16 protein-coding genes are annotated in these 24,825 nt (G+C 46.1%); 6 read left to right on the top strand and 10 right to left on the bottom strand.

The features are described 5' to 3' along the window. Window positions 1-170 precede the first annotated feature (170 nt). The 3 genes from MUK70_RS27820 to MUK70_RS27810 all read left to right on the top strand — a co-directional run bounded on the left by MUK70_RS27820 (window position 171) and on the right by MUK70_RS27810 (window position 5,150). Entirely contained in the window at window positions 171-1,610 is a 1,440-nt protein-coding gene (locus MUK70_RS27820) for an SGNH/GDSL hydrolase family protein (protein ID WP_234657027.1), read from the top strand. 38 nt (window positions 1,611-1,648) lie between these two features. Next, a complete protein-coding gene (locus MUK70_RS27815; protein ID WP_234657026.1) occupies window positions 1,649-3,469 on the top strand; it encodes a sialate O-acetylesterase in 1,821 nt (606 codons plus the stop codon). Between the two features lie 100 nt (window positions 3,470-3,569). Then, window positions 3,570-5,150 (top strand): glycoside hydrolase family 43 protein, encoded by a 1,581-nt coding sequence (locus MUK70_RS27810; protein WP_234657025.1) that lies wholly within the window; start codon window positions 3,570-3,572, stop codon window positions 5,148-5,150. An 88-nt stretch (window positions 5,151-5,238) separates the two neighbouring features. Here MUK70_RS27810 and MUK70_RS27805 read toward each other — a convergent pair whose 3' ends face one another. The 3 genes from MUK70_RS27805 to MUK70_RS27795 all read right to left on the bottom strand — a co-directional run bounded on the left by MUK70_RS27805 (window position 5,239) and on the right by MUK70_RS27795 (window position 7,981). Further along, complete coding sequence (locus tag MUK70_RS27805; protein ID WP_234657023.1) at window positions 5,239-6,279, bottom strand: SDR family NAD(P)-dependent oxidoreductase; 1,041 nt, start codon at window positions 6,277-6,279, stop codon at window positions 5,239-5,241. 48 nt (window positions 6,280-6,327) lie between these two features. Then, window positions 6,328-7,500, bottom strand: coding sequence for an alpha/beta hydrolase (locus MUK70_RS27800; RefSeq protein WP_234657021.1), 1,173 nt, complete (start codon window positions 7,498-7,500; stop codon window positions 6,328-6,330). Between the two features lie 64 nt (window positions 7,501-7,564). Further along, window positions 7,565-7,981 carry a pyridoxamine 5'-phosphate oxidase family protein gene (locus MUK70_RS27795; RefSeq protein WP_234657020.1) on the bottom strand — a complete coding sequence of 139 codons (417 nt, stop codon included), beginning with the start codon at window positions 7,979-7,981 and terminating at the stop codon, window positions 7,565-7,567. A gap of 157 nt (window positions 7,982-8,138) precedes the next feature. On the opposite strand from MUK70_RS27795, the gene MUK70_RS27790 reads away from it, so the two are divergent. The 3 genes from MUK70_RS27790 (at window position 8,139) to MUK70_RS27780 (ending at window position 15,447) form a co-directional block, all read left to right on the top strand. Then, the gene (locus tag MUK70_RS27790; protein ID WP_234657019.1) at window positions 8,139-14,138 is read left to right on the top strand and encodes an FG-GAP-like repeat-containing protein; all 6,000 of its coding nucleotides are present in this window, start codon (window positions 8,139-8,141) and stop codon (window positions 14,136-14,138) included. A 7-nt stretch (window positions 14,139-14,145) separates the two neighbouring features. Further along, window positions 14,146-14,490, top strand: coding sequence for a hypothetical protein (locus MUK70_RS27785; protein ID WP_234657018.1), 345 nt, complete (start codon window positions 14,146-14,148; stop codon window positions 14,488-14,490). A 138-nt stretch (window positions 14,491-14,628) separates the two neighbouring features. After that, window positions 14,629-15,447, top strand: a complete 819-nt coding sequence (locus tag MUK70_RS27780) for a hypothetical protein (protein WP_234657017.1) — start codon at window positions 14,629-14,631, stop codon at window positions 15,445-15,447. Here the strand turns inward: MUK70_RS27780 and MUK70_RS27775 are convergent, their stop codons facing one another. The 7 genes from MUK70_RS27775 to MUK70_RS27745 all read right to left on the bottom strand — a co-directional run bounded on the left by MUK70_RS27775 (window position 15,448) and on the right by MUK70_RS27745 (window position 24,814). Further along, a complete protein-coding gene (locus MUK70_RS27775; RefSeq protein WP_234657016.1) occupies window positions 15,448-17,664 on the bottom strand; it encodes a TonB-dependent receptor family protein in 2,217 nt (738 codons plus the stop codon). A 15-nt stretch (window positions 17,665-17,679) separates the two neighbouring features. Further along, complete coding sequence (locus tag MUK70_RS27770; RefSeq protein ID WP_234657015.1) at window positions 17,680-18,822, bottom strand: DUF3179 domain-containing (seleno)protein; 1,143 nt, start codon at window positions 18,820-18,822, stop codon at window positions 17,680-17,682. Window positions 18,823-18,932: 110 nt separating this feature from the next. Then, window positions 18,933-20,150, bottom strand: coding sequence for an MFS transporter (locus MUK70_RS27765; RefSeq protein ID WP_234657014.1), 1,218 nt, complete (start codon window positions 20,148-20,150; stop codon window positions 18,933-18,935). A 17-nt stretch (window positions 20,151-20,167) separates the two neighbouring features. Beyond that, window positions 20,168-22,939: a TonB-dependent receptor gene (locus MUK70_RS27760; protein ID WP_234657013.1), complete on the bottom strand. Its 2,772-nt coding sequence runs from the start codon at window positions 22,937-22,939 to the stop codon at window positions 20,168-20,170. 13 nt (window positions 22,940-22,952) lie between these two features. Beyond that, window positions 22,953-23,528 (bottom strand): carboxymuconolactone decarboxylase family protein, encoded by a 576-nt coding sequence (locus MUK70_RS27755; protein WP_234657012.1) that lies wholly within the window; start codon window positions 23,526-23,528, stop codon window positions 22,953-22,955. 28 nt (window positions 23,529-23,556) lie between these two features. Beyond that, complete coding sequence (locus MUK70_RS27750) at window positions 23,557-24,114, bottom strand: carboxymuconolactone decarboxylase family protein (RefSeq protein WP_234657011.1); 558 nt, start codon at window positions 24,112-24,114, stop codon at window positions 23,557-23,559. A 145-nt stretch (window positions 24,115-24,259) separates the two neighbouring features. Continuing rightward, the gene (locus MUK70_RS27745) at window positions 24,260-24,814 is read right to left on the bottom strand and encodes a hypothetical protein (protein WP_234657010.1); all 555 of its coding nucleotides are present in this window, start codon (window positions 24,812-24,814) and stop codon (window positions 24,260-24,262) included. Window positions 24,815-24,825 lie beyond the last annotated feature (11 nt).

The raw sequence follows: 24,825 nt of genomic DNA, 5'->3' as shown, positions 1-24,825 counted from the left end.
ATATTATCGCAGATAATACAACTGCACGCGTCACGACTCAACATCATCTTCTCGGCTTGATTTAAAAAGAAACGCTAATAGTCAGTGGCAACCCTGCTTGGCAGAGCTCAGTTTTTCGGTGACTCCGAATGAATGCCCTATTTACCTGTTTCATTTAAAACAAACTACAAATGAAGAAGTTATTGCTATTAGTTACCCTTGTTGCATGTAATCAGCCTACGCCCAAATGGCCTGACCCCAAACCTATCGAACCTGTCTACATCCCTACGGCCGAAGATTCGGCTCGAACGCGCGGACCCTTTATGCGAATCCATCCCATGGGACAATATCCGGAAATGATTCACGACAACCTCGAACGACAGCCAGCACTTAAAATAGAAGAATGGCTGTCCACAACCGTCCCACTGGCCGATTTCGGGCGGATTCTTAAACCGGGACAGGAAATGGAAATGGTCGCTTTCGGAGGTGGATTAACTGCTGGCGTCATGAATGGCGGCATCACCCGGGAAAGCCAGCAAAGCAACTACACAAATCTGCTCGCACACCAGATGGGTATCAAAAATTTCGCGATGCCGCTTTTCGAAAAAGAACATTATAACGGCACAGGTTATTACGTATATCGGCATACGGATAATGGATATCCACAATGGGACCGGGTTGTGAATAATACGGTTTCTGTGTTGCTGGGTACGCCGACGATGCCTGAATATCAAGGTAAAATTTCCAACTTTGCTTTGCCAGATGGTAGTGCAGAACGGTTTATGATGGGCAACGATTGCGTAAATTGTGACCTAAATAAGCTTTTTCTTTCGCGATTTAAACATTACCTGCGTCCATATCTATCAGAAGCATTTGACGCAATCAAATCTGAAATACCTTACAATTTCGTAGTCATTGAAGAATTTTTTGATCGTTGGATGTATGGAATTCAAACGGTCGGCCGAGTAGGGCTCTGGGACTACTGCTTTAACGGCTCGATCATGAATACAGGCAAGATCACTGACTCAGCGATAAATAATATCTTAAACAAGGGTCAAAAAGGTGTTATTTTCACAATTCCTCGTTTCCAGGATCTTGCCTATATGAACTGGTATTCGACCGAAGAATTAAAAAAAAGAGCATCGGAGGTACACATCACCTTTAATAAAAACAATATGGGTGATGGGCTGGTAAACAGTGCAAAGCCATTTTCCCTAATCCCGACAGCAAAACTGCATAGCCTTTTTGAAAGATTTAAAGATGGTGATGCTTTCATGGCTAATCTCGAAGACAAAGAAGTTCTAGATTCTGGCGAATGCTATATGTCCGATCCTGCCCTTTATTACAATCATAAAATAAGAGAGTATGCTGTAAAAAAAGATTTGGCCGTTGTCGATCTCTTTGACCTTTATCAGCGCATTCATAAGGGCGGCTATGTGACAGACGACGGCGTTTTAGTCGACGGAACACTTTACGGTAATTTTTTCTCGTCTGACGGGATTTACCCCTCACCGCTCGGACAGGCCATTATTACAAATGAGGTGATCAAGGCCGTCAATCAACATTATGGCGCCAAAATCCCTTTGGTCGACATTGTGGGTTTTGCTAAGTCGGTCGAAGTCAAAAAATAAAAGTATCGATAAACATCAGCAAATTTAATTTCTTGACAATGAACATTTTCACGAAATGGATATTCGTATACACATATCTTTTAGCCAATATTTGCAATGCGCAAACCGTATCTTTATCATATCCGATTAACAATTCTGTGATTCAGCGCAACACGCTAAACAAGGCAACGGCGACCATTGCTGGTCAGCTTATTTCCAATAACCTGGCCGTAACGCTAAGTTACAGAATTCGAACGGTAAGTGCCACAGGGATTCTCGGGGCCGCTGGACCTTCTACAAACCTAAGTTTGGCAGGGAACGGCATGTTTTTTACAACAATTGTCATTAACAAGGGCTGGTATTTAAGTGAAATTCTTTTAAATGGTGTAGTGTATGCTTCGGTAAAATTTGGGATTGGAGATATATTTATTATTGCTGGCCAGTCAAATGCGCAAGGTACTGGGGATATCAAATATGCACTACCATCAAATGCGAGTATTCCGGAATGGGTTGTCGGCACCTTGGAAGATAGGACTTGCACGAAAACCTTTCCGGCGTCTTTCACGAGTATGTTTTCTTTAAATACACCCGATCAGGCTAAACAGTACGGGCGATTAGGGCCGTCTGGGAATAGCACTTGGGCATATGCCGCGCTGGGTAAACTGATTTCTGATTCGAATGGAGGAATGCCGGTAGCATTCTTCAATGCGGCTTCGGGAGGAACTACCATCACACAATGGAAACAGGGCAGCGAAGGTGTTGAAGCAAAACATCCCTACACGGGGGCACAGATATGTGTGGGATATAATCAAGGATCGATGGTTCCCTCGGACTATTACGGTCTGCCCTATACAACGCTAGAAAATGCCCTCAATTATTACGGTTCACTATTTGGTGTGAGGGCAGTACTCTGGCACCAGGGAGAAGCTGATGCGGATTTAAGTGTCAACCCGGTTTACAAGGCAACGAGTTCCGCAGATTATCAGACCAAATTACAGGGAGTCATCGCTAAATCTCGTGCAGATTTTGGAGCACCAAACCTTGCCTGGTATGTTTCCAAAGCATCTATCAGCAAGTTCGGCCCCCTCAACGCCATGATTAGAACCGGCCAGAGCAATGCCGCCTCTGGCCCACCGAATCTAAGCGGTTCTGAGACGGATTATGTAAATGGAAGTTCCGGTCCTACCACTGCCAGCGATGGCGGCGAAGAATACCGCGCAGACAGCACCCACTTTTACGAAGGCCCCGGGTCAATCAAAGGTCTTACCTGGCTAGCCAATAAATGGTTCTCAACCATCGGTGCATTGGGTAATCCAATTGCGGCCAGTTGGGTTCCGCAGCTTACTTATTCGAAAAACGGCGGCTGGCGAACGCTTACTGCAACTGGCGCAGCAGTTCAATATATGTGGAGTAAAGTCGGCATTAATGGCCCCGCCGTGCCCGGGGGCAATGCGAGTGTGTATACGACGGATGAAAAATATTTGGGTATCCGTTGTTATATGAAGGATGCGAATGGTAATTGGCATATATCCGCTGCGATCAATGTTGGGAAGTATGACAACCAGCGCATGGGTGCTGGTGTTGAAGAGGAGAAACAAGAAAGTGAAGAGCCTGGTTTTGAATTAAATGCGTACCCTAATCCATATACAACCAGCTTTACCATTGCATTTGATGTTCCGGATGAAAACAGTAATGTCCGTTTAGACATTATCGATAACCAAGGAAAGGTTATGAAAACAGTTGTAGATAATCCGCATGCAAAAGGGAAATGGCAGTATGAAGTGAAGGAACTGCCTGATTATAGCAATGAGATTTTGTTTTGCAGATTAAAGGTCAATGATCACTACACGGTCAGAAAGCTGGTCCACTATACAAGATAATGCCAACCATAACAAAGGTGAATTCGCTTGCTGAGTGCAGATTTGGTTTCCAATATGAAATAAAATCATTTCCTTAGCCTGATCAACCAATGTTCCTGACATGAAATTCTTCACCTTCATCTTTTTCCTGCCCCTATTTCTCACAACGAACGCTTTCGCGCAGAAACCAAAGCCGAAACCTGCTCCTGGTCTGGTTGTTACTTACAGGAACCCTGTTATTGCTGGCGATTTTGCAGATCCTTCGGTGATCCGGGTTGGTGACACTTATTATGCAGCAGGAACTTCGTCGGAATGGGGTCCGGCTTATCCTATATATAGTTCTAAAAATCTGGTAGATTGGGAATATATCGGGCCCGTTTTTGCCGAATTGCCGGAATGGACAATGGGTAGTTACTGGGCGCCTGAATTGTATTTTCGCAATGGCACTTTTTACTGTTATTACACAGCCCGCCGAAAATCAGACAAACAGTCGTTCATCGGCGTGGCAAGTACGAAAGATTTGACAAAAGGCTTTAAAGACCATGGCGTTATCATTGAATGGACGAAAGAAGCGATTGACGCATTCGTGGTGGAAGATAACGGCAAGCTTTTTATCACCTGGAAAGCGTATGGACTGGATAAGGACCGTGGGATTGAAATACTTGGTGCCGAGCTGGCTCCGGACGGCTTAAAGGTAATTGGCAAGGAGTTTGGATTAATCAAAGCTGAACTTACCGGCTGGGAGTCGGGCGGAGCGGAAGGACAATCCATTTTCAAACGCGGGAATTACTGGTACATGCTCTATTCCGGCAACGCCTGCTGCGGTGCCAATTGTGATTATCAGGTCGGATTTGCCCGAGCCGAAAACTTGCAGGGGCCCTGGACCAAATATGCGGGCAACCCGGCTCTTTTTGGCGATGATTCGTGGAAATGTCCAGGCCATGGAACAGTGGTTGTGACGCCGGATAACCGCTATTTCTATCTGCATCATGCTTATAACGGTGTGGATTTTACTTTTTCGGGAAGACAGGGCGTTCTGAGCGAACTGGTTTGGGATGAAGTTACCAAGTGGCCTTCTTTCCGTTATGGCAAAACCACACCTGCGCAGGCAGAAGCGCCGGTCGCTATCGGCGCTGTGATCAACCATAACTTTTCTATCAATTATAACAAGGACACGCTCAAAGCACCCTGGGTTTATGATGTAAGCTTTCCGAAACCAAGTTATAATGTGCAAAACGGAGCACTTGAAATTGAAAATACCACCCGCACGAACACGGGAAATTTTCTAGGTTTAACCGTTAAAAAAGGAAACTACACCTTTACTTCCGAAGTGCATTCGAAAAAGGATTTATCACAAAATATCATTGTGTACGGCGATGCCCGGAATGCAGTTGGCTATGGTGTTCGCGATAACCAGATTTCATTGTGGCAGGTAAAGGACGGTGTCTATGAGGTGATCAAAACCCAGGAAATTCCTGATAAATACAAAGACATTAAACTAAGCCTGCAAAGCCGTTACGGCCGCTTCTACGAATTCCGCTGGGATGTAAAAGGCCAAAAAATCGATTCCCTGACCAGTTCCGTCCAGATAGAAACGCCCTGGCTGCCACGCTGGGACCGCGCGCCGAGAGTCGGGGTGAATGTTACCGGCAATGGCTCAGGCAAAAGTGAGATCAGGGCGGTGCAGATGAAATATGACTAAAACGTAATGCTTAATCCTGTCTCCACGATTACAATCCAGCATTACATTGTTTTCTAATGCTTCAATAAATCCAGTGTCCCTTTGCCGTCTATATCTCATTATTTTCCAAAGCAGCACGGTCGCTGATGGATGCAACTTTGCCAGTTGATTTTTCTGACTCGCATTCGTAACCCTTCCTGATTACAGCTCCTTCCGGCCCGGATTTTGGCAAAAACCGATTGGCTATGGAGGTGACAAATGACACCAGACCCGGATTGGCACCTTGTAAAGCAACAGCCAGCTTCGCAGTGTTGGTCAGTATAACCTCGGTTTCCCTGTAAGCGACTGCATTCACAATGTCTGTGGCGGCCTGCGAAGCGTCCTGTGAAAGCAGCGGCGAAGAATCTGCAATTTTGAACCACGCATATTCTGCTTCATGGTCGCCTTTAAGGGATACATTCCTCGGGCTTCCGGTCCGCATCAGGTTTGGGATCACGGTAGTAACATGAATGTTGTCTTTTTTCAGCTCGGCATGAAGTCCCTCTGATAATGCGACCATCGCGAATTTGCTCACACTGTAAGGCAGCAAATGAGGCACGGCAACTTTCCCACCTATGGAACAGATGTTAACGATCCGGCCCTCCTTTTGCTCGTGGAAATAAGGCAATGCTGCTTTGATCATGTACAATGCTGCCCAGAAATTAGTATCCATCGCTGTTTTATAATCCTCTACGTCCATCACATTTTCTGGCCCCACGAGCATTACACCCGCATTATTGATTAGCACATCTATTCTCCCGAATTGAGAAACGGCCGCTTCTATCACCCGAGAAGCATCCCGCTGGTCGCTTACGTCGGCTTTCAGGCCAAGCACCGTAGAACCCATCCGGCGGAGTTCCTGCTCAGCGACTTCAATCTGATCGCCATTTCTCGAACAAATCACCAGATTCGCCCCTTTTGCCGCCAGCTCTCTCGCCAGCAACAAGCCTAGCCCACGCGCTCCACCGGTGATTACCACCACTTTATCCTGAAAATCAAACTTGATCATTTCTTTATAAAGGTGCCTGGCTGCTGCATATATGCCTAAGCCCGCAGCCGCCCATAAAGCAGTCTTCCCTGAAAAGAGTCCTTGATTGCTGTTATTTTCCATAATCAGTAGGTTCTAATGTGATTATGAAAGGCTAAAAATCTTATGCCTCTAAGGGCGGGATCTCATGAGTTTGATAAAATTGCCCCAGTCGTAGGCAGTGAGATCGTGTTCACCTTCCCGGTTATGGTAAGCGAGCGGTGGTTTGGGAACGGGCACATTAATGCCGGGCGGGTTTGCTGGCAATTTCGATTTCATGCCATACAACGCATATACTTCCTCAGCTTTTTTGAGTGCCAGAAATGTTCCCGTCGGATCGGCCCAGAGGTCTTTGGAAGCATTGGTAGCGTACAACGGCCTCGGCGCGATTAATGCAATGAGCATATGCTGGTCCACGGGCAACTCGTTTTCTTTGTCATTAAACTTTTTATAATTGTTGTTAAACCAGTGCGGAAACGTGGTATTAATGCGGGTAATTCTCTCACCAAACTGTCGCCGGGCCAAAGCCGCCCCCGTATTTCCTGAACAGTTGGTGACACAAACGGCAAATCGCTGATCCTGCGCAGCTGCCCATAAGGAGGCTTTTCCACCCCGTGAATGGCCCACAACAATCACATTTTTGACATCAATGTCTTTATCGTTTTCAAAATAATCCATCACCCGAGACGCGCCCCAGGCCCATGCACCAATGGCCCGCATGCCGTTATCCGCTTTCAAATGTTCGGGATAGAGTTGCAAAACGCCGTTCATGTACGTTTCCTTATTGTCCGGCGCGAGGTCGCTTACATGGAAAGCGGCGACAGCATAACCGCTGTCAATCACCATTTCGGCTGGCCAGAACCCGCTTTTTATTTTCCTCGTCGGGTCCGTATTGTCCTTTCCTCTATTGTTAATTAAAACAAAAACAGGTGACGGCTTCTTTGCATTATTGGGAACGAACAATAACAAATTGATCTGAATCGATTTCTTGTTCCTGAAAACCTGAACTGCCACATCTTTGAGCCTGGCCTTGCCATTCATCGCTGCCTTATCCTCGTTTTTTAAAGTATAGCGAATGCTGTCATAATCTTTCGGCATTTGCCCATATATATTGTCTTCAAAAAGTTTTAAAATTTCCGGACGCCGGACATCCTCCCACGCTTTCCTGCTTTTCACTCCTTGACCAGCGGACGTTGTGAATATTTCCGGGAGCACGTAGGCAGGGACTTTGGCCTCATCATAATTCTGAGCTACGGAATTTACAATGCACACCAGCAAGAAAAGGGCCGTCAAAAATTGTTTCATAGGAATACAAAAAATGGATCACATCAAGCCGACGTGATCCACAAATTAAAGCATTTATATAAATTTACAGCTTTACTTCTCCCTCTTCCTCACCCTGCCAGTATTTTATTCTCTTGGCCTTCACGATAATCATTGCAATGCCGGGTGTATCGAGTCCTTCTTCGAACCATTGATCCAGATCGCTAACCCAATGCTCTTCCATTTCTTCCCGCTCACGGCTCACTTCGGCTTTTCCTGAAACGGAAATCCAAATGTCCTTTTTACTCTGGAATGTAAGGTTCACTTTATTATCCAGCTCAATGTCACTTACCATTCGGGAAGCTTCCCATGTAAAGAAATAAGAATTCCCATCGTATTCCACTTCCCCGTTATTGCTCATCGGCCGCGAAGCCAGAGCGCCGTCGGAAGTGGTGGTCGTAAGCATACAAAGATCAATATCCCTCATTACCTCGCTTACATCTTTCAAAGTTTTATCTGCCATGATACTTTATCGTTTTTGTGATAGCAGGTATTAAAACAATGCCAGATAGCGCTCAGCGCACATTTCAAAAAAATGTTGAAATTTTCAGGAAACTTGTGACCTGTTCTGATGACCCACGTCTAAATGCCAACAAATCCAATGTTAACGGCAAGGACGTATGAAAAAAATCTGTTTACAATTACTGTTACTGGCAATCATCGCATTCAAATGTTTCTCCCAGAATGTCGATTACAGCACACCACTTTACACCAACCAGTCATTTACGAAAACGGTAAACCCGGCATTGCCTGTCGGCAGCATCGCGGCAAGCGGTGATGTAACTGCCGCCGGCGCTGCCACGTACTCCATTCCGATTATGGCTTCGCCGGGCACAAACGGCGTGGTTCCCTCTATTTCGATAGAATATCAATCTTCTTCGGGAAATGGATCAATAGGAAAAGGATGGAATATTTCGGGCTTATCCGCCATCAGCCGCAGCGGGCAAACCATGTATCACAATGGGCAGGTTACACCCGTCGATCTGAGTAATAAGGACAGGTTTATCTGGGACGGTCAAATGCTGATCGGAGTCAGCGGCGTTTATGGAGCCAACGGAGCAACATACGGACTTGAAAGTGAAAATTTTTCAAAAGTAACCTCTAACGGCATCAACGGCACAGGCCCTACCTGGTTTAAGGTGGTCACAAAAGAGGGCGTTGAAATGGAATTCGGCAACACAGTTGATTCCCGGATGATGGACGAAAGCAATGTCAATGTGCTTTTCTGGCGTATTAACAGGATTAAAAATCCGGATGGGAATTACATTGAATTTAAATATCTGGTCAATGACAGGGATTCGAGAATTGATGAGATCAATTATACCGGAAATACGGCAACGGGTCTTTTGCCTTATAACAAGATCAAATTTCAGTATAAAATCCGGGCCGACATTAACAACCAATACATTGCCGCATCGCTGGTTGCCAACAAATATCTGCTCGATAAAATCACAGTCACAGCCGAAGGCAGCACCGTTAGGAGTTATGATTTCAAATACAGTTGGGATAAAATAAACTCCTATTTGCGCGACATGACGGAATCCGGTTCGGACGGGTCATCACTCAATGCTACGATTTTCAAATATGGCGATACGCCCAAAGACTACACGAATACAACTACAACAATCCCGAGCGCGAACAACATTGAGTCGTTTTCGGGCGACTATGATGGCGATGGGCTGGACGATATCCTCACCGGCACATACACGACCAGTAACGGCATTCGGTTTTATTCTCAATTCAAAGTCTTCAAGCGAACCGCTGGTAATGAAAATTATACACTGCTTTCCATAACGGCGCTTCCAGCTAGTTACAGCCTCGTAAAAGTGGGTCGGAGCGGGCCGTATGAATCGAAAAATGCAAACAACCTTTTGCAGGACGACTTCAATGGCGACGGCCTGGCAGACGTGATGTCGCTTAACATTTCAATTGCAGCAAATGATCTATTTCTGGACAATATCGCTATTTACAAAAGCACGAATGCGGGCACTTCTTTCACGCCACAAGCGAAATCCATTTCATTGAATTCTGGCAAGAAAATCAATGCGAATGGCAATTATTTTCACCCGGGCGATTTCAACGGCGACGGCATTCTGGAATACATTACCATCCTGGGCAATGCTGCCAATGTTTACACGCCCATGCTGCATACCGATTTTACCTCGGCAGTTGCGCCTGCTGCAATCAGTATTTCCGGCCCGTCTTCCATTGCGCTCAATGCCTGGGTGAATGCGAAAGTAAGTGTACTGGATTTTAATGGTGATGGCAAAAGCGATCTACTACTTTGCACAGCCGCCACTTCTGAGATTTATACTTTTACAAGTTCCGTTGCCACGCGAATTTACAGCGGAAACTTTCCAAATGATCAGCAGAATGTCCTTTTGGGAGATTTTAACGGCGACGGAAAAACAGATGTCCTCGCACAATCAGGCAAAACGGTTATTAGGGGATTTTCCACCGGAAGCGCATTTGTTAATGCAAATGTGCCATTGAATGAATTAGCCAGTAACAGCCCATGCCCCGGAGCGAGGCAATTTTATGTTGGGGATTTCAATGGTGATGGGAAATCCGATTTCGCCCACGACTGGTTCCTCGCGAGCGAATTCCCAATTAACGCTGCACCCAGCGAAGATCCGAATTTAAAAAGCTACCTGCTATATACCGGGTTAAATGTCTTTTACAGCCAGGGTAACAGCTTTTTAAAGAAAGAAATATACCTAACTGAACAAAGCCTGAACGGCCCTTGCTCAGGTGCAGTGAATGATTTAAGAAAATATGTCCAGGCCGACTTGAATGGTGATGGCCGCACCGATTTGATATACAACTCCATAAATACAGTAATCACCTCATCCTTCAACTCCGACGGCAAAGAAAATCTGCTTCATAAAGCGGCTAACGGAATGGGCCATATTACCGAGTGGAATTACAAAAAGTTACCGGATGGCGACAGTTTTTATACAAAAGGCCCCGCACTTAGTTATCCGGTCAACAACATTCAGCCTCCTGTTTACGCAGTGTCGGAACTAAAAACCAAAAACGGCATTGGCGGAATTTCCACCATTCAATATGCCTATGAAGATGCGCGGCTGCATCGTGCAGGCAAGGGATATCTGGGTTTCCGCAAGGTGACGACCACGGATCTAGTGATGGATTCTAAAACGATAAGTGAAAGTGAATTTAACAACACCTATTTTATCGCTGCGGGGCAAAAAACAAGCTCCTACCTGGCGTCTACAAATGCATTGCTTTCCCAGTCAACCGTTGCGAATGAATTTGTCAATCTTGGTAGCAAGCGCTTTTTACACCGGATAAAAAGTGTAACGACAAATAATGCTTTTGAAGGCAGAATGCGCATTTACACCAACAATGCATTTGATAATTACGGAAATGTAACGCAAAACACAGTCAATAATGATAATGTTGAAACAACTGTAACTACAAATGTATACGGAGCATATCCGGGTCAGATTCCTAACAAAGCAACATCTGTAACCATCACCAAAACAAGGAGCGGCCAATCTCCATATGCCGTGACGACGGCGTTGGGTTACAATGCATTAGGTCAACTCAATTCCAAGACCGATTTTTCCGGACTGCCCAAAAGTGTTCTCACAACATTTGAATATTATCCGTTGGGAAATCTCAAAAAAACCATAGTAACTCCCTCAGGATTAGCAGCAAGGAGTTCATCAGCGATTTATGACATCAAAGGTCGCTATGCCACCTTCACTACAAATGAACTCAATCAAACCACATCGGCGACTTATGACACCAAATGGGGCAAACCGCTGAGCGTAACAGGCATTGATGGCTTGATTACGACATTCGAATATGATGCTTTTGCGCGGGACAAGAAAACCACTTACCCGGAAGGCTTTGATGTAACGCAAACTTATGGCTGGGATATGTCCGGCAATGCTATTTGGTATTCCAAAACCACTCACCCGGGCAAGCCCGACGTAAAAAGCTGGTATGACTTGCTAGGCAGGCAAATAAAAACCGAAACGGAAGGTTTTCAAGGGCAAACAATCACGCAAGAAACGACTTACGATGCGCGCGGAAATTTATACACCTCTACCAATCCTTACAAGAACGGAGAGGCTGTAATGACTTCGGCCAATGAATATGATGCTTACAACCGGATCTTCCACATTTGCAGCGATGGCCCTTTTGGCGCCACCAACGTTGGCTATGCTTATGCCGGCGGGAAGCTCACGACAGTAACGACCACACCGAATGGAACTTCTTCCAAAGTGACTGACGCAAGCGGGCAAGTGACCAGCGCAACAGATGATGGGGGAACATTGGATTACACCTATTACAGCCATGGCGGATTGAAAGCCGTAAGCAATGGTGCCGCTGAACTCTCAAGCAGTGTGTATGACGCCTATGGCAAACAAACTTCCCTCACCGACCTCAATGCCGGAACAACCACTTACGACTACAATGCTTTGGGTCAACTGGCCAGCCAGACAAATGCCAACAATAAAACGCACACAATGCTTTATGACCTGCTCGGCCGTAACACCAGTCGCACTGGTCCTGAGGGCACAACTACATATGAATATTATCCTTCGGGCAATGCGGCTTCAACCAATCGGTTCAAAAAAGTCACGGGCTTTGCTGGTAACCTGGAAGAATACACCTACGATGCGTTCGGAAGGCTTAAAATCACTAAGCAGACCATTGATGCCTCTGCTTATACAACCACTTATGGCTACAACATTTATGGAGATCTGACTTCCTTGCTCTATCCTTCCGGTTTCGGCACAAATCACGCCTATGACGCCGCTGGCTATCCCACGACCATTAAAAACAGCAACAATGTGGTGACGATTTACACCAACACCGGCATGAATGGCTATGGGCAAAATACCGCTTATTCATTGGGCAACACCAAATCCTCAACGGTTAGTTATAATTATGGCATTCCTACTAAGTTCACCACGGCAGGCATTCAAAATTTTGAACTGATCTGGGATTATGCCAAAGGGAATTTATCAAAAAGGAAAGATTTGATCAAAAACAATGAAGAAAGTTTTACCTATGACAATCTGGATCGGCTGCTTTCCGCAACCGTGCTGGGTAAGGCAGCGCAAACTGTGACTTATCAGCCGTCGGGCAATATCAGTTCGAAAAGCGATGCCGGACAGTCGTTCAGCTATCATCCTACAAAGATTAATGCCCTGGCAGGTATCGTGTCCCCTACTGCCGCGATCCCTGTTCTTACTCAGGACATTACATACACCGCTTTCAACCAGCCTGAGAAACTCACCGAAAATGGCTCCGGACAGCCATATGAATTGACATACACTTACGGCGCAGATTATGAACGCATAAAAGGTGTAATGAAAAAAAGCAATGCGCTCATTAACACGCATTATTATTTCGGAAACAATTACGAAAAAGACGTAACACCCGGCCTCGCTGACAAGCACCTGCACTACATTTATTCCCCTGCCGGAATGATCGCCATTGTAATCCGAGAGAACAATGCAGACCAATATTACTACACTTACACCGATCACCTCGGCTCATTACTAACCACAACCGCCCCAAACGGAGCCGTCCTGCTCGACCAGAACTTCGACGCCTGGGGCCGCCTGCGCAACCCAACCGACTGGACATTCACCAACGTCCCAAATCCAACCAGTTACCTCTATCGCGGCTTCACCGGCCACGAGCACCTCACCAATTTCAACCTCGTCAACATAAACGGCCGGATGTACGATCCGGTGGTGGGAAGAGTTTTGAGTGTGGACAATTATGTGCAAAACCCATTTGGGACGCAGGATTATAACCGGTATAGTTATGCGAAGAACAATCCGTTGGTTTATACTGATCCGGATGGCCAATGGATTCACATTGTCATTGGTGCAGCGATTGGCGGGGCCGTCAATTTGGGATTGAAAGCATTACAGGGAAAAATCCATAATTTTAAAGACGGTGCCGTCGCTTTTGGAATTGGCGCAGCAGCTGGCGCAATCACTGCCGCGACTGGCGGTGCGGCCACATCTGCGCTAAATCTGAGTGCAGCCAGTTTCAGTGGCGGCGCGGTTGCCGGCTCAGCTGGCGCTGCTACCGGCGGTTTAGTGCAAGGTCTCGGCAATGCCGCTTATTTTCACGACAGCTATTCCTTTAAAGAATGGGCGATTGGTGTTGGTATTGGTGGCTTGACAGGCGGAATTACAGGTGGGCTAGGCGCGCCAAAAGGTAAATTTTGGCATGGGCAACGGCCCTCTGGCTCGGGAGGAGAGCTGACTTTTGTCAATGCTGAGTTACCAGATGGCGAAGTCGTAAATTCCTTTGGTGGGGCAAAGGCTGGGGATGTGGTGGCTCAGGGCGGAAATGCCGTTAATCTTGGGACACCAGTTTTAGAAGGAGCACTAAAAAGTAACTACGGAAGGTTTATAAGCAAAATTCCAGCAAACTCTAAAGCCAGTTCGTCCTTTCAATTACTGGATGATGGTAATTATCTATTTCAAGCAATATCGCCCGGCAAAGTACCGGGATCAAGTGCATTATATCAAAAGTGGGTTAATCCCCTAGGCGAGACACTTAAAATGATGAAAACTACGTTTGCGCCCGATGGAAGCATTATTCACATCAAACCAAAATAATGTATATATGAGAGACAGGACAGATATTTTAACAGATTTAGTTCTTTTCAAGGGAGAACTGTCAGAATTGCGGAATGAACTATCACAATATTCTTCTGATGTTGAAAAGCCTCTAATAACAATAAGCAAGCTTGACTTTTCCAATATCCTAAGGAGGTGTATTGCGGAAGAAATCAGCTTCGAAGATCTGACAGATTGGGCTAACCTGATAGAATTCAGAGACGATTTGGATTTCGAACTAGCAGAGATGCAAGAGCTGACATTTGAACTAGCCAGTCCCGAAATAAATGGAGAAATATCAAAAGAACGCTTGAAGGAAATGATTAACGAGTTGATAGCACAACATAATTAAAAGAGCTTCTTCAACTACTTCGGCGGCAGGATGCAAGTCGGCAAAGCTGTTATCGCTGGTAAATATTATTATGTACACAAACAGAATCAAAAACAAATAACCAACCATTTTTTCACAAACCAACCCCAACCCCACGCTATGCGAAAATACCTTCTAATCATCGCCCTACTCTATTGCAGCCACGCTGCCTCTGCACAAACTAAGTTCACGTACGATGCCGCAGGGAATCGGCTTACTCGAAAATCCGAAGGGACATTGGTCCAATTGAATGTTAAAGTCTATTTGCAGGGAGCTTATAAGGCTGCGCTGGCTGGGATGAGTAATCATTTGCAAAATTATTTTGGTGGTAATGCCGGGCTTTTGCCGAAGATGGACGCGTATGGAAGTGGGGCGGTTTATAATAATATTGGGAATCCGGCGGGAGTTGCGGGAGCGGTGGTGGATTGGGTGAAGGTGGAAATCCGTAAGGCCAGTGATCCTTCTGTCATTTTGCAAACAAAAAGTCTGCTTTTGAAAACCAATGGCAATGTTGTGGATATGGATGGAACGGTTCCCAAGTTCTTTTCAGAAACGGTTCCTGTCCATATCATCGTGAAGCATCGGAATCACTTGGCGGTGATGAGCAGCGTTGTGCCTGCTTTTAGCGCTGCAACCGTCACACATGACTTTACGACCGCACTGGCCAGAGCATTTGCTGTGGCGGGCGATCCACCGCAACTCACCAATATAAGTGGAAAATGGGCCATGTCCGCAGGTGACCTCAACCAGGATTACGGCGTGGATGCAACCGATCATTCCATAGGTCAATTTGCTTTTGGTCAGGGCATTTTTGGTGCCTATAATCCCGCAGACATCAATATGGATGGCATTGTTGACAGCATTGATACGTCGATAATGATGAATGCTCTAGGACTGGGATATTATTCGAGTCTTTACAATTTCGACCCATTACTTTAATTAAATCTTAATCCCAAACGACAACCCAAAACTCCTGCCATCGGAACTCCAAACACCTGCGCCTGGATACATGGTGGGTCTTTTGGTAAAATATTGCTTGTCCGTAACATTGTTCACACCTGCTCGCAATGTGTAATTGCTGTTGATATGCAATGTTGCATTCAAGTCAAGCAGGCCGTAGCCGGGCACTTTTCCGATTGTGCCATTAGCGGACGGTTCAACTGTGTTCAGCGGATTGGCGAAATTGGAACTTACGTAGCTGTATTGACAGGTTACGGACAGTTTTTTGTACAAAAGCTGCACGCCATTGCGGGAAATCCAGGTAGGGACGCCTTCGACTTTGTTGCCTGCTACGCTTGTGTTTTCGTTGTTCACAACTGCATTTCCTTTGATATACTGTGCATCAAAATAGGATGTTGACGTAAAAAAGGACAGTTCAGTAGGCGTTGATGAGGTTTCAATGCGCAAGGGAATGTATTCAATATATGCTTCCACCCCGCGTGTACGCGTGTCGCCGGTGACAGTGCGCAGAATGTATGCATTTGCGCCTTCCCGCATGGAGACCGTTCCCATTCTGTTATTAATCAAGACTTGGAAAACGCCTATGTCGTAATGCAGGTTTTTCGTGCCGCCGCTGATGCCTGCTTCTGCATTGTACCCGTAAGCGTCTTTCAGATTTTTATCTACTTTTTCCCAAACAGATCCCGGAATAATGTCTTTGAAGACAACGGGCCTGTAAGCTTGTGAAATGCCTCCGTAAATGCGGTTTTGTGCGTCGAGCCTGTATTGTGTGCTGATGCCCAAAAGCGGGAAGCTGTGTTTGATCTTGTTTGGGAGATTTTGGGGATTGTAATAACTGATGGTTCCCGTCATATCGGTGGCGCCGTTTTCATAACGCAATCCTGGCGAAACGGTCCATTGTGGCGTGAGGTAAATCATGTTTTCCAGAAACAGCGCCACATTATTGGTCTTCATATAAAGGTCGCGGCCAAATGCTGGATCTGTTAATGTGAGATCGAAATCGCTGCCGGTGGTCCCTTTTCCCAATTGCCTTCTGCGCAGTTTGTTATGCATGAGTTGCACACCGCCCGAAAGCACATTTTTAAACCCCGCAATGTCATAATGATGTAAAATCCGCAGCTCGGAAGTGAAGCTTTTGAAATTATCAATGTCCACCTGCCGCGCTTTATAAGACTTTGTTAAAGAATTGATCGTGTCGGGAACATTGGCAAATGCATCAAACATAACGCTGTTCCTGGCTCCGTAAACGCCTGAACTGGTAAATTTTAACTGCGTGTTAGGGCTAATTTGCCAATCCAGAACAAGGGATGGAATGTAAATGTCGGGGTTAAAATAATTTCTGGAACGGGTCGACTGCCGCGGATCGGCATTGAACATGGCGTCGGTCAGCGGGCCGGGAATTTGATATACGTAGGATGAACGTCCTAACTCAGCTTTAATACGCAATGATTTGCTAAACTCATAAGCCAGACTTATAAACTGCGATTCTGCGTCAGATTTGGCATTTTTGCGATAGCCATTGGAATGTCGCTTTTGGTAATAAGCTGAGTAAACCAGCTTTCCTACTTTGCCGCCAATCGCATTATAAGAGCTAAAAAGCCCGAACGAGCCCACCGAATTAATGCTTTCAAATGAAAAAGTCTTCGTCGTGTCGGGGCCTTTGGTCACGTAATTAATCATGCCGCCAAACTGCGCACCATATTGCAATGATGACGTTCCTCTTACCAGCTCTATGCGCTCGATGGATTCCATTGCGGGACTGTAATGGCTGGCCGGATAGCCGTACATATCGGAATTGGTAATGACGCCGTTTTGCCGGATGTTGTATTCCCAGGAGCGGTGTGGGTCCAGTCCGCGTGTCGAAATGTTGATCTGATTGCCACTTCCATCCATATCATAGACGAAAACGCCCGGGATTTTGGCGAAAATTTGTCTGCCCGTTTTCTCAGCAATGTTGCCATTTACACCACCCAACTGAATGACTTCACTCTTCTTACCTGCATGGATATAAGTGTTTTGAACATCAGGAAGCCGCTCGGTGTGGATTACATTTTTTCGTTCTTCGATTGTCACTTCCTTTAAATCCAAGACTTTTTCCGAATCCTGCCTGTTCGTTTGGCCTGCTTGTGCAAAGACATTTTCCTGCGAAAAAACGCACAGTGCGAGTAATGTTAAGAGGGTAATTTTTTTGTGCATTTTCATTTATTTAATTCAATACTGCGCTGTCTCAGGGTGAAATGTCCGCCAGCTGTGCCAGAATTCCTGATAAGCATTAATCCGTTTCAAATCCATCGCATCGCCGGTCACGGGTTTTCCGAGCAGGTTATAAGCTGCATTTTGTGCAAATAATGTGTCGTTTCGAATGGTGAATTCCTGCCCGACTTCTTTTTGAAATGCAAAAAAGCTTTTGTTATCCGCAGCGATCACCAAAGCAACCGGCGTTTCGCCTACACGGTCATTGATAACACGCTGTTTTATAAGCACATTCCAGTCATAAGCCTTGCTGTGACTTCCTGCTTTTAAGCCTACAACCCAGGATTTTTCCTTCCATGCAGTTGTGTCGGTTTTTGTAAGTGCCGACTTTCCTTTTCCGGATTCATAGCGGCTCATGGAGTCATATTTGGCCTGAAAACTGGGGTCTGGCTGCATGATCTTGCTGTTGGGGTGTAGTCTGAGCCATTGGGAAACTGTTGTTTGCGTAACCGCGAGTTCGGGTAGCACCTGCCCTTTCAATGGTCCCGCAATGGCCTCGCCGTTTGCTTGTCTCCACCAGCTGCCGGTTCTTTTGTCTTCAAACATAGCATTGAAATGGTCCATGCCCACGAGCCTGAATTCATCCGGCTTTCCTTCTACGATGGGTTCAAAGACCCTTCCGGTGCGGCAAACCGTGCAGTATGTTACAATTACAGGCTTTCCGCCAAGCACATCGCGCACCTGATGATGGTAACCGATAAATTGAATGGGATAAGCTTTGGCCTCACCATTAACCTCCACACCGATTACCAGACGGTCGTCCTTCACTTTGTTCTGGGAAGCATTGTGTAAAATGACCTGGGATGGCTGATAAAACATGGTGTCCGCCGCCATTTCGTAGTTTGTGCCATAAGTGACAGCGCCAGCAATCATCAGCAAAATAACCGCAATCCACTTCCACTTTCCCATTAATGCTGTGGTGCAGCCTGCAATGATCATCACCCAAAAAACGATCCGGAAAGCCCATCGCCAGGTGTGCAAAAAGTAAGCAATATCAATGCTGTTCATTTGCTGGCTGCCGGGCATGGGCATAATGAAATACACCTTTGCGATTTCGTAAAGGATGATGCCGACAATGCCCAGGTAAAGTAATTTTCTCATTTATGTAAATAGCGAAATATCAAATAAAAACTAGTTTAAGAAAAAAGAAACGGATTCGCCATATGGCAAATCCGTTTGCCTAATTATTAACCTATGATAATATACTTTTTCTATTTGCTTCTGGCAGTGACGATTAGCGCCACCAGGAACGGGATCGTGAACACAAGCAATGCATTCCCGAAACCACCCAAAACCGCCACCAGCGAGCCGATGAAAAACACCGCCGTGGCCGTAAAGAACCGTCCCACATTAAAGCAAAAGCCCGTTGCCGTTCCCCGGATAGAAACCGGGAACAGCTCAGGAATATAACTTGACAAAGCGCCCTGGCTGATCCCGAAACAGAAAGCCAGCGCGGCCGTTTCTAAATAAACAATGTTTGAAAAAGTGCTGTTGGTCAAAAAGAGAATGCAACACATTACCAGGCAAGTGCCGAATGTGAACATTAATGTGGCTTTTTTACCAAACTTATTGATCAGCATACCCGAGAAAATCCCGCCGGTTATCCCGCCAACGCCCAACAAAATCATCACCAACCCCCGCTCCTTCTGACCATCCTGACCCGTTGCAAGTAATGTTTGCACCCAGGTTGGCAACCAGGAGAAAATCCCCCAAAGCCCGATCAGCACCGAGCCGAAAATCAGCGAGCCGGAAAGCAAATTGGCCCGGTTGGTTTCAAAAAACAGTCCTTCCGGTTTGCTCGTATGCGTCTTGGTTACCCGCCACTTATCCGATTCGGGCAGGAGGAAGAATACGAGCACTGCAATGATGACCGGAATAAAACCCACTGCAAAAGCGCTTCTCCAATCTGAAAAAATTAGGTTCAGACTGCCTGTCGTAACGATTCCAACGGGAAAGAAAACGGCCAGAATTCCGAGCATGACGGCTTTGTTTTTGTCTTGCCAGATTTCTGAAATGTAAACCGTAGTGATCAGCAAAACACCGCCTACGCCCATTCCAGCGAAAAACCGCAATACAAGCAAACTATACCAGTCCGGTACAATGGTGACCAAACAAGTAGAAATACCATATAGCCCGATCACCAGTGTTAAAGATTTTACGCGCCCGATGCGGTCGCTGACAAAGCCGAACATAAGTCCGCCGACCATCCAGCCATAAAGGAATATCGCATTCACATAAGCGCCGATCTCCCCAAGTTCTGCCTGCGAAACCGCCTGGCCTTTCAACTCGGGAATCGCAACCGGCAGGTAAACCGACATTAATGTGGAAACCGTCCCGCTCAGCATGTAACTCGCTACGCACAAGCCAAATGCAAGCCATTTCGAGCTTGTTTTCTTTTCCTCCAGATTGGTTAGTTCCAACGTTTCCATATGCTTTGAAGCTGTTATTATCTGAAAAGCTGATCAAAATTGAGACTCACATAATATAATCCACCCACTGCCGGAGAGCCGTAGGCCTGCACGATATATTGATTTGTCAAGTTCGACGCACCCAGTTTCACGATCGTTTTCAGGCTTGGAATGCGATAGCTAACTTTTGCATCCAATAAGTTGTAACTCTTCACTTTACCAGGCTGCATCTCGGTGAAAGTGCCATACCAGTCGAAGCTGCTTTGCCAGTGCCAGGCCACATTAAAGCCGATTTTGTCCGTCAGTTTAGCATTTCCGAAAATCAGGTTGGTTTTCCATTCAGGCGTGTTGAATGCCGGAACATTGTTTTGATCTGCATCGCCAATATTGAAGTCGATCCACGTCGTGTTTGCACTGATTTTGTAGTTTTTGGGAAGTGAATAAGTAAGTCCCGCGCTTACGCCCTGGATGGAAACCTTATCCGCTGCATTGGTATAAAGTTGAAAAAGCTGCCTGTCTGCTCCGAGCAATTCCGCGGCGGCAGCTGGATTCACTTTTCCATCCGGCAAAAGAATGTCTGATTTCGCCCTTGCCACCACGGTGTTGATCATAAAATCAGTGTATTGACTGTAATAATAATTGACGTCGAATAAGAGTTTCTTGGCAATAATTCCTTTGTAACCAAACTCATAGCTTTTCACTTTTTCTGATTTGATATAGGGAACATTGGATTTTACCAGCTTGTCTTTGTTATTGGCAACGGCCTGTGGAAAAGGCGTTCCTTTGGCCATATCAGCCCCAAATGCGCTTGCAAATGCGCCGAAAGAAGCGATGGTTACCGAGTTTTCGTAAGCATTTAATCCGGCAGAGTTCACCGGCGCGCCGCCCAGAATGATGATCGGGCCCACATTCAGCTTAATATATTGATCGCCGATGGTTGGGTTACGGAAACCGGTTTGGTAAGATGCGCGGAAATGGTGGTTTTCGTTCGGAGAAATAACCGCAGATGCACGTGGCGTAAAACGTCCGGCAAAATTCTCATTCTTGTCATAACGACCTGAGACGGTCAGCTTCAAAACATCTTTCCAGAACGATTTCGAAGCCTGTGCAAAAACGCCGTATTCTTCATTTGTAAGGTTTTTGTCTTTATCATCAAACAATGTCCCGCCCGTGTTGAGATAATATTTACGATAATTTCCGCCCACCTGGAAGTTGATAAACTTCAATGCTGAACTGAAATCATACATTCCTTCCACATGACGCAAGCTGCATTCGCTGAGAATTCCGGCCCCGGCCAACCCGCGTGTCTGGATCAGACGGTCTTTTGCAGCATTATATTCGCTCGTTCCGGGCAAAATCCGGCCCTGATTCGCAAAAGCGCGGGCTAGGGAATGGTCTTTGCCGCCTACAGAAGCAATGGCGCCATTGTAAGCAGCCGTATATCTTTCAAACCACGTTGCATCCGCTTTGTCGGGCGAAACTGTATTTCCAGCCAAATCTTTTACCCAGGTTCGGTTGATCTGCTGGCCCAATGCACGGGTGTTATAAGAGTTTGTCGAACGCTCCTGATTGGAATAGGCGCGTACGTAAAAATTGCTTCCTTTTAGTTCTAACTTGTGCTGAATAAATTTAAAATCGTTGATTACAAAGCGGTTACTGCCTGTATATTGAGCTGTTCCCTGATTGAAATTTCCTTGATAAATGGCTTCCAGCTTGTCCGTAATGCGGTAATGCAATGCACCGAGCAGTTTCAGGCTGTAAACGCCGTAAGTCGCCAGATCTTTTTCTTCATAACCTGTGCGTGACACCCGTCCGATATTTGGAATGGTTTGCGCCACCTCGTCGCCGTAAATGTTCAGCGCATTTTTTCCGGGGTTATTGGGACCACGGTTTGCGGCTGGTGTATTAGGGTCAATGTCGGTGTAATCGTTTGCATACCAGTCTGTTCCTTTGAGATAACTTGCAGCGGCTTTAAAGGCAAACTTATTGTTGAAAGCTTTCGCATAACGAACAGCCAGATCATACATCGGTTTCGCACCCAGATCCGTCCCATCACCGATGTGATTGACACCAAATTTCGTTTGCGCGCTTAATCCTTGGTATTCAAATGGATTTTTGGTGCGTGTATTGAGCATGCCGTTGAATGCGATCGGACCGTATAACGCAGATGCAGCACCCGGAATTAATTCTGCGCTTTCCACATCAATGTCATGCGGGCCGAAAAGATTACCCATCGCAAAACCAAGTCCGGAAGGCTGATTATCAACACCATCCACCAGTTGCAGGAAACGGCTGTTGCCTGTTGTATTGAATCCCCGTGTATTAATTTGCTTGTAAGTAAGGCTGCTGGTGACCATATCCAGCGACTTCATATTGACCAATCCATCAAAATAGTTGGCAGAAGGCGTTTGCTGAACGGCACGAGAGTCCATTTTTTCAATGCTCACCGGCGAACGCAAAATGCTCTCTTCCACCCGCGATGCCGAAACGACAACCTGGTTAAGCTCTTCCGCGGCAGGAACAAGATTCACATGAATAGCCTGAGCAGAAGCAACTTCCATCTCCTGACGCGCATAACCGATCAGCGAGATGACCAGCGTGGCGGGAACATTGGTTTTTAATTCAAAAAACCCTTCTGCATTCGTGATCGCACCCGTATTTTTTCCCTTAACAGATACAGAAACGCCCGAAAGTGGCTTTTGGCTATCATTATCGATAATGTGCCCTGAAAGTTGCGTGGATTGTGCCTTTGCATTTTGCATGTACAAAACGCAGAGGATTGAAAACATTAAAAGTAAAGTTCTTTTCATAGAGGAGTTGATTTCACGAGGGTTGTTTTTGTTGTTTCAAATGGTCGTAACCGTTGGCTAATCTGTTATAACCATTGTCGACGAGGCGTTGGCCGAGGCCTTGATAGAATTCAGGATTGGATGGCGCAACGGTGGCCATTCCGTCTACATAGCGGTTGTACAGGCAAAACAAGGCGGCAATCAGCACCGTGTCGTGGATTTCGATGTCAGTTGCACCGTTATTTTTCGCTTCTGCGATGGCTTCTTTTGTCACCGCTTTTCCCAGCACCTGAACTTGTTTGGCGATTTTGAGCAATGCTCTCATTTTATCGCTTACCGGCGTGGCATCAATGTCCTGCTTCATGATTTCGCAGGTTTCGTTGTTGCCAATCAGCAGATCGGCAGCGGCTGTGTGTGCAGCAGTGCAAAACTTGCATGCGTTGTTGTGTGAGACAATGGTCGCGATCAGCTCCCTTTCTCCGGGTGTTAATGTTGATTCACCACGCAAAAGGAACTGTGTCAGCTCACGAATGGGCGCGGCGGTTTCCTTATTGTATTCCAGCAGACCTGTTATTCCCGGCAAATGTTCCGGCAATGGTATATGTGGCATTGCTATTAAAAGAAAATGATTTGAAGAATTATTCAGCAATTTTTTCAACCGAAGGGATATAACCCTTGAAGGCCATACGTTGTCCCATTTCGCGGTAATCCTCATTTTCCTGAGGCGCCCAGGTCCCTAACCCATCCACATAACGGTTGAACATGCAGAATGACGCTGCGATCAAAACCGTATCATGGATTTCGCGGTCAATGGCTCCCTCGGCACGCGCGGCAGCAACGTCTTCTTCCGAAACCTCTTTACCGCTTTTCTGCACTTTGGCAGCGATATTAAGCAGCGCACGCAGTTTTGGCGTGACAGGAATTTCCTGAAATCCGTTTCGGATATCGGCGATCTGATCCAGATCACAAGACAAGTGCGCCATCGCAGCCGAAGCGTGTGACATGTGGCAAAACTTGCAGTCGTTCAGATGGGAAACGTAAGCGGCAATGAGTTCGCGTTCGCCACTGGTAAGCGGAGACTCCCCTCGTAACAAGGTATCTGCAAGCCAGCGCAGTGAAGAAGCTGTTTCGGGACGAAAATTAAACAGGCCAACGATCCCCGGAAGTGATTCGTCGGGCAATGTGATATGCGCCATTTTGAAAAAATCTGTTAGTAGTAAAAAGATTTCTTCCCCTGTTTCAAATTGAACAAAACAGCCATCATACGCTGATTTTCAATTCAATCTGAAAACAACATTTCTGACGAAATGCAGTCGAAAAGGAGAAAATGAAATGATGTTACTAAGCCAGATCGGGTGGCGGCGAGGGAATGGTAAATTGTCTTTCGGAAAAATGAAGCTGCACCTGAGAAACGGCGATCTCCTGGGCGGGCGCCCATTCAAGCAAATAAAACACATGTTTCCTATCCTGGGACATGTATTCTTTTACAAAGTTTTTAAGAATGTTTGAATGATGATCCTTCTGCGGATTGGGCACATTGCCTGTCACCTGATCATTGATTTTGTTGGCCAGATCGCTGAAACGTTCGCGGGCGCCCTGGTCAAACTCGCATTGCACATAAAGTGTGTCGTTGATCAGCTGACGGCTTTTCATCTGATAGTAATGCCCTTCATGCAAAATCTGACCTTCAACCTGCTCAGGCGCGTCCCAGCTTGTCTGGTAAGGAACGGCAACCGGCACTTTAATCACAATGTTCTGAGAATTTTCCGACTGATGAATAAGATCTTTTCCCTGTTCGCTAATGGTATGCGTTTCTTCCGACAGGTAAACTATTGAATAGCCCACCATGTTGTAAAGCAGCAACCCCAAAAGCAATATGGATAAAATCCTGCGCAATGTTGTAATAT

The sequence above is a fragment of the Dyadobacter chenwenxiniae genome (genome assembly GCF_022869785.1).
Taxonomy (GTDB): Bacteria; Bacteroidota; Bacteroidia; order Cytophagales; family Spirosomataceae; genus Dyadobacter; species Dyadobacter chenwenxiniae.
Note: the sequence above shows the minus strand (reverse complement) of the source record. Positions and strands in the feature narration are given on the sequence as shown.

What these genes read in the sequence shown, in the direction of transcription:
- MUK70_RS27820 (WP_234657027.1), top strand. Translation starts at nt 171, where the DNA reads ATGAAGAAGTTATTGCTATTAGTTACCCTTGTTGCATGTAATCAGCCT.
- MUK70_RS27815 (WP_234657026.1), top strand. Translation starts at nt 1,649, where the DNA reads ATGAACATTTTCACGAAATGGATATTCGTATACACATATCTTTTAGCC.
- MUK70_RS27810 (WP_234657025.1), top strand. Translation starts at nt 3,570, where the DNA reads ATGAAATTCTTCACCTTCATCTTTTTCCTGCCCCTATTTCTCACAACG.
- MUK70_RS27805 (WP_234657023.1), bottom strand. Translation starts at nt 6,279, where the DNA reads ATGGAAAATAACAGCAATCAAGGACTCTTTTCAGGGAAGACTGCTTTA.
- MUK70_RS27800 (WP_234657021.1), bottom strand. Translation starts at nt 7,500, where the DNA reads ATGAAACAATTTTTGACGGCCCTTTTCTTGCTGGTGTGCATTGTAAAT.
- MUK70_RS27795 (WP_234657020.1), bottom strand. Translation starts at nt 7,981, where the DNA reads ATGGCAGATAAAACTTTGAAAGATGTAAGCGAGGTAATGAGGGATATT.
- MUK70_RS27790 (WP_234657019.1), top strand. Translation starts at nt 8,139, where the DNA reads ATGAAAAAAATCTGTTTACAATTACTGTTACTGGCAATCATCGCATTC.
- MUK70_RS27785 (WP_234657018.1), top strand. Translation starts at nt 14,146, where the DNA reads ATGAGAGACAGGACAGATATTTTAACAGATTTAGTTCTTTTCAAGGGA.
- MUK70_RS27780 (WP_234657017.1), top strand. Translation starts at nt 14,629, where the DNA reads ATGCGAAAATACCTTCTAATCATCGCCCTACTCTATTGCAGCCACGCT.
- MUK70_RS27775 (WP_234657016.1), bottom strand. Translation starts at nt 17,664, where the DNA reads ATGCACAAAAAAATTACCCTCTTAACATTACTCGCACTGTGCGTTTTT.
- MUK70_RS27770 (WP_234657015.1), bottom strand. Translation starts at nt 18,822, where the DNA reads ATGAGAAAATTACTTTACCTGGGCATTGTCGGCATCATCCTTTACGAA.
- MUK70_RS27765 (WP_234657014.1), bottom strand. Translation starts at nt 20,150, where the DNA reads ATGGAAACGTTGGAACTAACCAATCTGGAGGAAAAGAAAACAAGCTCG.
- MUK70_RS27760 (WP_234657013.1), bottom strand. Translation starts at nt 22,939, where the DNA reads ATGAAAAGAACTTTACTTTTAATGTTTTCAATCCTCTGCGTTTTGTAC.
- MUK70_RS27755 (WP_234657012.1), bottom strand. Translation starts at nt 23,528, where the DNA reads ATGCCACATATACCATTGCCGGAACATTTGCCGGGAATAACAGGTCTG.
- MUK70_RS27750 (WP_234657011.1), bottom strand. Translation starts at nt 24,114, where the DNA reads ATGGCGCATATCACATTGCCCGACGAATCACTTCCGGGGATCGTTGGC.